Below are 11,413 nucleotides of genomic sequence, written 5' to 3'. Positions count from 1 at the left end.
GTTGGCCGGCCATCGTGGACCGGCCCCGGGCGAGGCAGCTCTCGCCGCTCAACCCCTCGGCGTCAACCGCTCCCAGTAGGCGTCGACCGCGTCGGCCTGATCGGGGATCCGCGCGCACTCCGAGAGCTCTCCCAGATCGAGCTCGGGGAGCATCCCGCTCCGCTCGACCTGCTCGTAGCCGCCCTCTCCCAGCAGGTGGACCGAGATGCGTCCGTCCTTCCAGATCCACACCTCGGGCACCTCGAGCCCGCGGTAGACGTCGAGCTTGTCGATGCCGCCGCTCGTGATGAACACCTCGATCGCGATATCGGGCCGCTTCTTGTTCACCTTGCCGACGCAGTAGCACTCGTCGGGCTCCAGGCCGCGCTGCCTCGCCTTGCGGCGGTACGTGGTCGAGCCGTAGCCGTAGACGCGAACGCGGCGCGCCAGCGCCCACAGCTCGACGAGGCGCGCGATGCACTTCTTTACATCCTCGTGGTCGGCCGACGGGCTCATGAGCTCCAGCACCCCTTCGCAGTAGGTCATCCGCAGCCCTGGGTGATCGTCGAGCAGCTTGCGCAGCGCGACGTACTCGTCCCAGGAGACGTTGGGCATCACGAAGCGTTGCTCGCCCTGGCCGGACGGGAGCGTCGAGGGCGCGGGCAGCGGGGCGACGGCGACCATGAGCTGAGCATAGGCGGGCGCGGTGAGGCGGCAAGCGACGCTCCGCGGACCGATGACGCGGCGCTCGCGCGCCGGTCGCACGGAGGGCGGCGCGCCGTGGCTCCGGGCGGGCCCCGCTCCGGAGCCGGACGGCCGCTGCCGCCCCGGATCTCTCCCGCGCCCGCCCCGGCCGTAGTATCTGCCCCCCATGCCCTCCCTCGACCTTGGCGTCCTCATCTCCGGCCGCGGCTCCAACCTCCAGGCGATCCTCGACGCGATCGCCGCCGGCCGCCTCGACGCCCGCGTGCGGCTCGTCATCTCCAACCGGCCGGGCGTGGAGGGCCTCGCGCGCGCCGAGCGCGCCGGCATCCCGACGCGCGTCCTCCCGCACCAGGAGTTCACCGATCGCGACGGCTTCGACGCCGCCGCCGTCGCGGCCCTCCGCGAGGCGGGCGCGACCTGGGTCGTCCTCGCCGGCTTCATGCGCCTGCTCACGACGACCTTCCTCGACGCCTTCCCGCACCGGGTCGTCAACATCCACCCCTCGCTCCTGCCCTCCTTCCCCGGCGTGGATGCCCAGCAGCAGGCGCTCGATCACGGCGTGCGCATCACCGGCTGCACCGTCCACCTCGTGGACGCCGGCACCGACACCGGGCCCATCCTCGCGCAGGCCGCCGTCCCCGTCCTCGAGGGCGACGACCGCGACGCCCTCGCCGCGCGCATCCTCGTCCAGGAGCACGCCCTGCTCGTCCGCGCGCTCTCGTGGCTCGCCGAGGGGCGCCTCCAGATCGCGCCGTCCGCCGCGCCCGGCGGGCGGGCGCGCGCGACGATCGCCGGCGTCGACACCGCGCTCGGGTTCGCTCAGGGCGGCCGCGCGCCCGAGCCGGTCGGGGAAGGGGCGTGATCCACAAGCACTACGACGTCATCGTCCTCGGCCGCTCCATCGGCGCGCTCACCGCCGCGGCGCTCCTCGCGCGGCGCGACTTCACGGTGATGGTCGTCGGGCACGGCGAGCGCCCGCCCACTTACCGCCTCGACCAGCACGTCCTCCGCCGGCGCGCCTTCACCATGCTCGCCGAGCCCTCGCCGGCGTGGCGCCGCTTCCTCGTCGAGCTCGCCCAGTCGCAGACGTGGAAGCGCCGCATCGTCCCGGCCATGCCCATGCTGCAGGTCGTCGCGCCGCGCCGGCGCCTCGACGTGCCGCCCGACATGGTCCTCTTCGGCCGCGAGATCGACCGCGAGTTCCCCGAGCTCCGGCGCGTCGTCGACGAGCTCTACGCCGAGCTCGCCCACGTCAACGGCGCCGCCGACGACGCGTTCTCGCACGACGCCCTCTGGCCGCCGGGCACGTTCTGGGAGCGGCGCGAGACCGCGCGCTACGCCGCCATGCTCCCCTACGCGCGCGCCGAGCCCGACGCCGACCTGCTCGTCGAGTTCCCGCGCGGCCACCTGTTCCGCTCGATCGTCACGCAGTCCGTCCTCTTCGCCACGGATCTCTCGGCGCTCCCGCCCCCCTTCGCGGTGGCGCGCCTGCACGGGGCGTGGACGCGCGGGCTGATGATGGTCCCGCGCGGCGAGGAGGAGATCGAGGAGTTCCTCGTCGAGCGCATCCTCGCCCACGGCGGCCGCTGTCTCCTCGACGAGCGCGCCGCGTCGGTCCACGTCCGGCGCGGCACCGCGGCGGGGGTCCTCCTCGACGGCGACGATCACCCGAACGGCAGCAGCTTCGTGATCACCGACATGGATGGCGAGACGCTCGCGAGCCTCTCGGGCGGCGAGGGCATCCACAAGCGCGCGCTGCGCGAGTGGCCGCGCATCACCTCCTCGGTCGGCCGCTTCGTCGTGTCGCTCATCGTGCGCCGCGAGGGCTTGCCCGAGCCGCTCGGCCCCGAGACGCTCCTGCTCCCCTTCCAGTCCGTGCCCGCCGGCCGCTCGCTCGTGCCGCCGCCCCCCCGCGCGCCGGGCGACGCCTCCGGGGGCCGGCCGAGCTCGCCGCGCCCCACGCGGCCGGCCGGGCCGGGGCGCCCCGTGATCCACCTCCAGCGCTGCGATCTCCCGCCGCCCTCGACCGACACGCTGCTCGTGGCGGAGATCCTGCTCGCCGACCGGAGCCCGCTCTCGTTGCTCGAGGCGCGCCAGGCGGTGCTCGACGCGCTCACGGCCGAGCTCCCCTTCCTCGAGCGCCACCTCGTGGTTGTCGACTCGGTGCACGACGGCCTGCCCGTGTGGCTCTACGACGGCCAGCGCCGCCGCCTTGTCGAGCGGGCCCTGCTGAAGGGCGCCGCCCCGGGCGCGGAGCCGATGGTGCGCCAGCTCGAGGTCGACCCGCCCGGCTACCTCGGGCTGGCGGGCGAGCCGATCCGCGGTCCCATCGAGCGGACGCTGCTCGTCGGCCGCAGCGTGCTGCCCGGCCTCGGCCAGGAGGGCCAGCTGCTCGCCGCCTGGGGCGCGGCGCGGCTCGTGACCCGGACCGACCGGCGGAAGGAGCGGATGCGGCGAGACATGTGGAGCAAGGTGGAGATCGGATAGCGCCGCGTCGCCCGGGCTGTCCCTGGCTTTCTGTAGAGAAGGAGCCACAGAGGCACCGAGGGCGCAGAGGGGGAGCACCGCGGATCGAGGTGAGACTCGATGTCTCCGGGGCTCCGTATCTCAGGAGGATCGGGGAAAGACCTGGAAGAATCCGTCGCGCTCGACCACGGAGAGCGGCACGTCGAACAGGCGCGACAGGTTGTCGTCGGTCAGCGCCTCGCGCTTCGGGCCGTCGGCGAAGACGCGGCCTTTCCTGAGCAGGACGACCCGCTCGATCTCCGGCGGGATCTCGTGCACGTGGTGCGTCACGAGGATCAGCGTCTTGCCGTGCCGCACGAGGCGCCTGAACAGGTCGACGAGCTCGAACGCGGCTTTCAGGTCGAGGCTCGTGGTCGGCTCGTCGAGCACCAGCGCCTCCGGGTCGTGCACGAGCGCGCGCCCGAGCAGGCAGCGCCGCTGCTCGCCGGCGGACATCTCCGCGATGGGCTTGTCGCCGAGGTGCGCCACGCCGAGCTCGCGGAGCACCGCCTCGGCCCGCCCGCGCTGCGCGCCCGTCGGCGGCTCGTGCTCGTGCAGCCCGGCGCTCGCGAAGAAGCCGGAGAGCACCACGTCGAGGCCCCGCACCTCCCGCGGATAGGCCATCTGGAGCTCGTACGACACGAGCCCCAGCCGGCGCCGGAGCGCGAAGACATCCCACCTCTCGCGCCCGAGGATCCGCACGCCCGAGCCCTCGCGGTGGACCGGGTAGATCTCCCGCGAGAGCAGCCTGAGCAACGTCGACTTCCCGGCCCCGTTGGGCCCGAGGATCGCGGTGCTCTCCCCCTGCTCGATGCGCAGCGACAGCCCCTCGAAGACGCGCGTATCGCCGCGGTACACCTCGGCGTCCTCGATCTCGATGAGCGCGGGCGAGCTCATCGCTTCACTCCACAGTTCGCGTACATGCGACGCAGACTACTGGAGCGCTCCTCTGGATAAAAGACATACATCCTAGTCATCGAAACCAGCGATTCAAGCACTTTTGACAATCAGCACATCGTCTCGCATGTCGGGGTATGTCGGACAGCACGTCGTGCCTTCGTGCCTCATGCGGCTCAGGCTTCGGGCTTCGGGCTTCGGGCTTCCTGCGCTCGATTTTTCTTACCAGGCTGCGCCAGACAGGCTTGCATCGCGGAAATTTCTGCTCTCGTTGCTCTTGCTGCTCTTGCTGCGCGAGATTCGCTCGTGGCCCGGTGAGTCGGCGGGCGCTCGCGAGCGTGAATCACGCCGAGCGCATGACTCGTGATCCCCGATGCGCGCATTCAGCGTTTCGGCCACATCTTGCCCGCGCCTCGCCCCAAGTTTTCCCTCCGTTTTCCTGTATTTTTGGCGGTGGAATCGGGTGATTCGTGGTGGATCACCCGTGCCCCGGTTCGGCGATCCACTCCATCGGTCACTCACCATCTTCTCGCAGACAGGCACCGTCGGAAATCTGCCCATGAATCGGCATTTACCGATCTCGAGAGACGATGGCCCGGCCGTTGCAGTTACCCTGAGCACGTTCAACAAGTGCCCCGCGCCAAGCTGATGCTGGCGCTCGGGAGTGAAAAAATCCGACGCGGCGCCGTGCCGCTCGGCCACTTGGAGATTGATATAATGACGAAGATCAAGGGTTCGCTTTTCGGTGCTGGGGCGGTGTCGTGCGTGCTCGCCGTCCTCGGCGGGTGCATCGTCGTCGCGGACGACGGCTCCAGCGGCTCGGAAGAGAACGAGATTTTCGCCGATGAGGCAGCGGCGGCCGCGGCGGCATCGCAGATGCGCTTCGGCGTCGCTCCCCAGTGGAGCCAGACCTGGTCGCCGCCCCAGTCCGGGCCGGCGAATGTCGATGTGGTCGCCGTCGGCGACTGGTTGATGTCGGGCGGCTTCACCAACACACATCAGAGCAAGCTCTCGCAGATCGTCAGCAAGGGTAAGACGCCGTACTTCTTCGGCTACATTGCCACGGACATGACCAAGAAGGGGCTCGGGTCCGACCGCGACTGCGACGGCGACGCCGGCGCGCCGCTGTGCCAGCGGGGCGCGGCGTACGTGCGCTCCAACATCGGCGCGATGGTGACCAAGTACAAGCAGGCGGCGCAGGGGATCAACACGGCCCTCGGCGGGAGGTCGGTCGAGCCGCTGATCCACATCGAGCCGGACTGGTACCAGTTCTCGCAGACGGCGCAGCAGAACGCGCTCACGGAGACGGAGTCCGACGACTACATCAACCAGATCCTCGGCGCCATCAAGTCGGGCTGCCCCTCGTGCAAGGTGGTCATCGACTTCAGCCCGTGGTTCAGCCCGTCGGCCACCCGGTGGGCGTCGTCGGTCAGCGACTTCTACGACGGCTGGGACCGCAGCGTGGTCAAGTACGTCGGCCTCACCGGCAAGCAGTTCCCGTTCACCGAGGGCAAGATCGACAACTTCACTTACCGCGACATCACGCGCGCGCTCAGCCTGCCGCTCGTCATCGTCGACGCGTACACGTTCGGCGGCGGCCCGATCAACGTCGACTCCACCTGGCTCAACGAGAGCAACGTCGCCAAGGCCGTCGACATGGGCGTCGCGATCGTCATGCTGTCGCAGACGGGCGACGTCGCCGGCTACGACAGCTTCATCGCCCGCGTGAAGGGCGGCAGCAGCAGCAGCTCCAGCAGCAGCAGCTCCAGCAGCAGTTCCAGCTCCAGCAGCAGCAGCTCCAGCAGCAGCGGCTCCGGCGGCTCGGGTGGTAGCAGCAGCTCCAGCTCCAGCAGCAGCTCCAGCAGCAGCGGCTCCGGCGGCTCCGGCGGCGGCACAAGCACGGGCGGCGTGCGCGCCGAGCCCAGCAACGTGAGTGTCACCATCACCCCCAACTCGACGTGGACGGGCGGCTACTGCAACAACGTCACCGTGACGACGACGGGCTCCAACGTCACGTGGAAGGCGTACGTGCCCTCGAAGGGGGCCACCCTCCGCGACGTCTGGAGCGCCAGCGGCACCACGACGGGCAGCGACTTCGTGTTCGTCGGATCGGGCTGGAGCGCCAAGGTCAGCGCTGGAGCGGGTCTCTCGTTCGGGTACTGCGCGAACGGCTCGCGCTGAACCCTGATCGACGAGCGACGCGCCAGCCGACGAGGCGAGCAGAGCCTCTCGGCGGCGCGGCGCTCCAGCCCGCATCGATGCGCCGAGCGACACGGAGAGGCGGCAGCCTCTCCGGACTCCCCTCTTCTCCTCCCGCTCCCCGTTGCGCTCTCCGGCGCCCCGCGCCTTTTGGTATCCTCGGCGCACCGTGCCCCCCGCCCCGCAGCGCTGTCTCCTCGCCGGCAACGGCCCGGCCACGTCCGCCCACGCCGCCGCCCCGCGCGCGCGTCGTCCGGTCCGGAGCGCCGCATGCCGCTGACGCTCCGGGTCACCTGGCGCAACGCGGGCAGCCCGCTGCTGCCGGATGCGCTCTCCGAGGTGCAGGCGACGGCCGACGACGCGCCGCTGCCCCTCGCCGCCGCGGGCCCGGGGCTGCGCGAGTTCGCGATCCCCGCCGGCGCGGCGCGCGTCGCGCTCAAGGCGCGCTTCTCCGCGGCCTTCAACGCCTTCGAGGACGTCCCCGCCCTGCAGGAAGAGGTCCTGTCGGTCGCGCAGGCCTTCGACGTCGCCGGCGGGGGGACGTCGCTCGGCCCCGCCCCGGACCCGGCGCTCGGGCAAGCGCACCCGCTCGTCGACGTGCAGTCGACGCCGGGCCTCGCGCTCGCGCAGATCAGGACCGATTTCGTCGATATCACCCCGTTCTGGATGGCCTACGCGAGGTACACGGACGAGTACCAGCGCGAGCACCAGCCCGGCACCGAGCTCGTGGCCCTCGGCGCCACCGCGGGAGAGCCGAAGATCTGGTTCGCGAGCATCCCGGAGGCCTGCAGGGCGCCGCCGGACGGCGGGGTCTCGGCCCTCGTGTTCTACCGGCCGGAAGGGTACGCCTATACCCGGGTCGACCAGCGCCACGAGATGTTCGGGCTGAATCGATACCTGCTCGGGCCCGACCCGGATCCGGACGCCTCTTTCTGGGCGCGCGACGTGTTCGCGCGCGATCCGCGCGATGAGTCCCGCTGGGTCTATCTCCGCTGCGGCTTCGAGGAGGCGCTCGCCGCGAGCGGCAAGGCGGTGGTCATGCTGCACCCGTGGCCGAGCGGGACGAGCTTCGGCGCCGCGACGACCGCGAGCCTGCCCGGCTTCGCCGAGGCGGCGCTCCGCTTCCTGGGGGGCGCGCAGAAGATCGGGATCGGGCCGGGCGGGGCGCGGCTCGGGAAGCTGGGGCTCGCGGGCTTCAGCGCCGGCGGGCTACCCCTGTGGCAGGCGCTGGCCGCCAACCTGGGACGGGTGAGCGAGGTGTTCGCGTTCGACGCCCGCGGCGTCGCCAGGAGCGAGGCCACGCTCCTCCGCTGGTACAGCGGCGACGCCTCGCGCCGGCTGCGGATGACCGGCGGGCACCAGCTCGACGCGAACGCGGCGATCCGGCGGAGGCTTTCGGGCAACGCGGACGTGGCGCGCCTCTCGAGCCTGCCGCCCGACAAGAGCGGCTATCTCCCCGGGGTGAACCCGCGCTGGGATCACGTGTGCTCCTCGCTCGAGGAGAGCGAGAAGGACGCCTATCTGAACGCCGCCTGGGTATGGCACCAGTTCGCGGTGTTCGGCGGCCTTCCGAGGGCCGGAGAGCCGAGCGCGGTCACGTTCCTCCAGCGCTTCCTCGAGGAGTCGGACCTCTGATGCGACTTTGCGTTCAACTCTCCCCTCACGCCGCCGCGATGAGCCGCGCCAGCGCGCGCATGTCCCCATCGTCGCCGAGCCGCGAGAGCGCCGCGCGCGCCCTCGCCAGCGCGGGCTCGACGTAGCGCAGGTAGCTCGGATCCGCGCCGATGCGGTCGATGAAGACGAAGCGCCCGGCGTCCTTGAGCTTGCGCTGGACCGTGACAAGCTCGAACTCCCGGCCGAGCGCGTCGCGCGCCGGCCGATCGAGCGAGGCGGCCGCCGCGTAGTCGTCGAGCCGCGCCTCGACGAACCGTCGATCGAGGTCCTGGAAGCTGTCGTTGAGGAGCGTCGCCAGATCGTAGACGCGCGGGCCGAGCAGGGCGTCCTGGAAGTCGAGCCAGGCGACCTCGAGGCCCCCGCCCGGCGCGTCCACGATCATCAGGTTGCGGCTCTGGAAGTCGCGGTGGACGAAGCCACGCGGCCACGCGGCGATGCGCCGGGCGAGGCGATCCGCGAGCGCGTCGAACTCGGTCCGCGCGGCGTCATCGAGCCGGAGCCCGCGCGCGTCGAGCGCCCACGCCCGGAAATGGTCGAGCTCCCAGCGCAGCAGCGTCGCGTCGAGCGCGCAGGCGTCGACGGTCGAGCCGCGCGGGAGCGCCGCGAGCGCCCGCTGCGCCCGGGCGAGATCGCGCACCGCCAGGGCGTAGACCTCGGCGCGACGGGCGGGCTCGCGCTCGACGAAGGCGGAGAGCGTCCGGTCCCCGAGGTCCTCGAGGAGGAGCAGGCCGCGCTCGCAGTCCTCCGCGAGCAGCGCCGGCACCCGGACGCCGCGCTCGCGCAGCAGCGCGCGCACCTCCACGAACGGCCACCGCGGAGCAGCGGCGCCGGCCGCCGTGCCCTCCCCCTCCTCGCTCGGCGCGAACATCGCGACCGCCGTGCCGGCCGGCGTGACGACGCGCAGGTAACGCCGGCCCGACACGCCGCCGCGCAGCGGGACCAGCGACGACGGCACATGGCCCGTGGCCCGCTGGACGAGCCGGTGCAGGGCGTCGGGGTCGAGCTCGCGCACGCCCCTTCGTACGCCGGCAGGCGACACGAGCGCCAGCCTTCACGGCGCAATCACCCCCGGCGCACGGCGCGATCGCCCCCCGGCGTACGGCGCGATCGCCCCCCGGCGCCGTGACGTGACCGCCCCCGCGCGCCTCAGCAGGCGCCGGCGCAGCCGTCGGCGCTCTGGAACCAGAGCCCGCCCGAGTCCTCGCACGCGCTGCGGTCGTACCTGCCCGAACAGCAGCGCTCCTGGCTCTCGCACACCTTCGCGACGCTCTCGCCGCTCCGGAAGCAGCATTTCCGGCTCTCGGGCGGCTCGGGCGCGGCCGGATCCTCGGGCGCGGCCGGCTCCCCGGGCGCGGTCGCCTTCTCGATGACCACCGGGACTGCGGGCGCCACGAGCGTGGCCACCGTGTCGCAGCCGAACGAGCCAATCATGGCGAGGACGGCGAGCGCCGATGCCACCGCACGAGCGGTTCCAGCCAGCTTCATGATTGCCGTGGGTGCCATGGTCACCGTGCGGCGGCAAGTTGTTGCGCTCCGCCGTCTCGGCAGATCGGCTGGATGCGGCCGCGCGGCGCGCGATCGGTCCGGGCCGTGACGGCGGCTGTGCTATAAACCGGCGCAATGGCGAACAGCACGACCGCGCCGGAGAGGGTCACGCCGCTGAACGGAGCAGCAGCGACCTCGGTGGCCTGGCGGTGCCGGGGCGAGCTCCGCATCACCGTGATCGTCAAGGCCACCTTCGCCTTCGCGGCGGACGCCGAGATGCCGAGGGTCGAGCCGCAGAAGATCCTCCCCGGGGAGGTGCATCACGGCAACAACCCGGGGCGGAGCGTCCGGCTCACGAGCGATCTGGCCCCGCACCTGGAGCACGCCGACGTGCTCTTCACGGGTCACGCCCACGCGCCGCCGCCCGGCGCGCCTGTGCACTCCCTGCCTGTGCGACTCACGATCTCCGACGAGAGCGAGGTCCTCCTTGACAAGGAGCTCCTCGTCCAGGACAGGGCCGGGTTCCAGCGGATGCCGCTCGTGTACGAGCGGGCGCTCCGCGGGGAGAACGATCAGGAGAACTTCCTCGGCGTGCGGGCCACGGGCGACCCGTCCGATCCCGAGGCGAACGTCATCGATCCTCTCCAGCCGGCGCGCGCGGCCGGCTTCGGCCCGATCGCGCGCGCCTGGCCGGCGCGCAAGCGGCTGCTCGGCGCCACCCCGCGCAAGGCGCTCGAGGCCGCCATCGCCGAGATCCCCGACGCCTTCGCGTGGGCGTATTACCAGGCGGCGCCGCCCGATCAGCGGGTGCGCACCCTGCGCGGCGGGGAGTGGATCGAGCTCCAGGGGCTGCACCCCACGCTGCCGCGCCTCCGGACGCGGCTGCCCGAGGCGCGCGGCCGCGCGCGCATTCACGGCCTCTCGGCCTTCGGCGTGAGCGAGGGGACCCCGCTCGATCTGAGCGCGGACACGCTGCGCATCGACGGCGACGAGCAGCGGTGCACCCTCGTCTTCCGGGGCAGCTTCGCCGTGCCGGACGAGGCTGCGCTCGCGGCGGCCTCCATCGTGGCGGGGGTCGAGCTGCCCGGAGAGCCGCTCGAGTGGCCCGAGAGGCCGGCCGACCTGGGCGCCGGAGCCCCCGCCCGGGCGGGCGACGCGGCTGGCCGCGCGCGAGGGGCGGGCGGCGACGGCGACGACACCGGCGGTCTCGGCGCGACCCAGACCGCTCCGCCCGCCGGGGCGCGCACGATGAGCCTCTCGGACGGCGGCGCGGCGGTGGCTGCCTTCGTCCGGGCGGCGACGCCGTTTCGTCCTGGGCCCTCTCCCGGCGACATCGTCGTGCACGCGGCGGGCGCGGGGGCGCCGGCGCCCCGGTTCGACACCGGGACGCTCTCGCTCTCCTCGGCGGAAGGCCCGGAGGGGTCTCCGGTCACGACGCTGGCCTTGCTGCCCGGTCAGGACGACGGCGCGGCGGACCAGCCTGCGCTGCCGTTCCAGCCGGCGCCTCCGGGCGCCGCGCTGCCTCCGTCGAGGATCGACCGTGAGCCGATCACGGCCGATGAGCGCATGAGCTCGGGCACGCTCGCGCTCTCGTTCGAGGACGACTGGGACGCGCGCGCCGGCGCGCCCGGGAGCTCCGGCCCCGCGGCGCCGGCGGTCGACCTGGAGCCCGCGCCCGCGCGCACGGAAGCAGCGGAGATCGCGCTGGCGCCGGAGCCCGCGCTGGCGCCGGAGCCCGCGCTGGCGCCGGAGCCGCCGCCTCCTCCGCCGGCGAGGCCCGAGATCAGCGCCTCGCCGCCGCGGTCCTTCGAGCCGGACGAGCCGCCGGCGGCCCCGCCGCCCCGGCCGCCGCCGCCTCCTCCGCCGGAGCGCCCGGCGCTGCCCACCCCGTCACCTTCATTGAGAAGGAGCCTTTACGAACGGTTCGACCGCAAACGATAGCTCGCGAACGGGGGCTCTCCGAGCGCGC

General features: G+C 72.7%; 9 protein-coding genes. 5 read left to right on the top strand and 4 right to left on the bottom strand.

Annotated features, from left to right (window positions below; translation table 11 throughout):
• Positions 1-48: 48 nt before the first annotated feature.
• Positions 49-663 carry a Uma2 family endonuclease gene (locus WME75_RS43860; RefSeq protein ID WP_437483871.1) on the bottom strand — a complete coding sequence of 205 codons (615 nt, stop codon included), beginning with the start codon at positions 661-663 and terminating at the stop codon, positions 49-51.
• 187 nt (positions 664-850) lie between these two features.
• Between WME75_RS43860 and purN the strand changes: the two genes are divergently transcribed.
• Positions 851-1,546, top strand: coding sequence for a phosphoribosylglycinamide formyltransferase (gene purN, locus WME75_RS43855; protein WP_437483868.1), 696 nt, complete (start codon positions 851-853; stop codon positions 1,544-1,546).
• The gene (locus WME75_RS43850; protein ID WP_437483865.1) at positions 1,543-3,171 is read left to right on the top strand and encodes an NAD(P)-binding protein; all 1,629 of its coding nucleotides are present in this window, start codon (positions 1,543-1,545) and stop codon (positions 3,169-3,171) included. The genes purN and WME75_RS43850 overlap by 4 nt, the downstream gene beginning before the upstream one ends.
• A 120-nt stretch (positions 3,172-3,291) precedes the next feature.
• Here WME75_RS43850 and WME75_RS43845 read toward each other — a convergent pair whose 3' ends face one another.
• Positions 3,292-4,086 carry an ABC transporter ATP-binding protein gene (locus WME75_RS43845; protein WP_437483862.1) on the bottom strand — a complete coding sequence of 265 codons (795 nt, stop codon included), beginning with the start codon at positions 4,084-4,086 and terminating at the stop codon, positions 3,292-3,294.
• Positions 4,087-4,803: 717 nt separating this feature from the next.
• Between WME75_RS43845 and WME75_RS43840 the strand changes: the two genes are divergently transcribed.
• Both WME75_RS43840 and WME75_RS43835 read left to right on the top strand, forming a co-directional pair.
• Positions 4,804-6,267: a cellulose binding domain-containing protein gene (locus WME75_RS43840; RefSeq protein ID WP_437483859.1), complete on the top strand. Its 1,464-nt coding sequence runs from the start codon at positions 4,804-4,806 to the stop codon at positions 6,265-6,267.
• A gap of 288 nt (positions 6,268-6,555) precedes the next feature.
• Positions 6,556-7,920, top strand: coding sequence for a hypothetical protein (locus WME75_RS43835; protein ID WP_437483857.1), 1,365 nt, complete (start codon positions 6,556-6,558; stop codon positions 7,918-7,920).
• 25 nt (positions 7,921-7,945) lie between these two features.
• Here the strand turns inward: WME75_RS43835 and WME75_RS43830 are convergent, their stop codons facing one another.
• Both WME75_RS43830 and WME75_RS43825 read right to left on the bottom strand, forming a co-directional pair.
• A complete protein-coding gene (locus WME75_RS43830) occupies positions 7,946-8,971 on the bottom strand; it encodes an aminoglycoside phosphotransferase family protein (protein WP_437483854.1) in 1,026 nt (341 codons plus the stop codon).
• 134 nt (positions 8,972-9,105) lie between these two features.
• Positions 9,106-9,444: a hypothetical protein gene (locus tag WME75_RS43825; protein WP_437483852.1), complete on the bottom strand. Its 339-nt coding sequence runs from the start codon at positions 9,442-9,444 to the stop codon at positions 9,106-9,108.
• Between the two features lie 135 nt (positions 9,445-9,579).
• Here WME75_RS43825 and WME75_RS43820 point away from each other — a divergent pair, with 135 nt between their 5' ends.
• Positions 9,580-11,385, top strand: a complete 1,806-nt coding sequence (locus WME75_RS43820; RefSeq protein ID WP_437483849.1) for a DUF2169 family type VI secretion system accessory protein — start codon at positions 9,580-9,582, stop codon at positions 11,383-11,385.
• Positions 11,386-11,413: the final 28 nt, after the last annotated feature.

Source organism: Sorangium sp. So ce1014 (assembly GCF_051521505.1).
Lineage (GTDB): Bacteria > Myxococcota_A > Polyangia > Polyangiales > Polyangiaceae > Sorangium.
The sequence above is the reverse complement of the archived record's forward strand: the minus strand, read 5'-3'. Positions and strand labels throughout refer to the sequence as shown.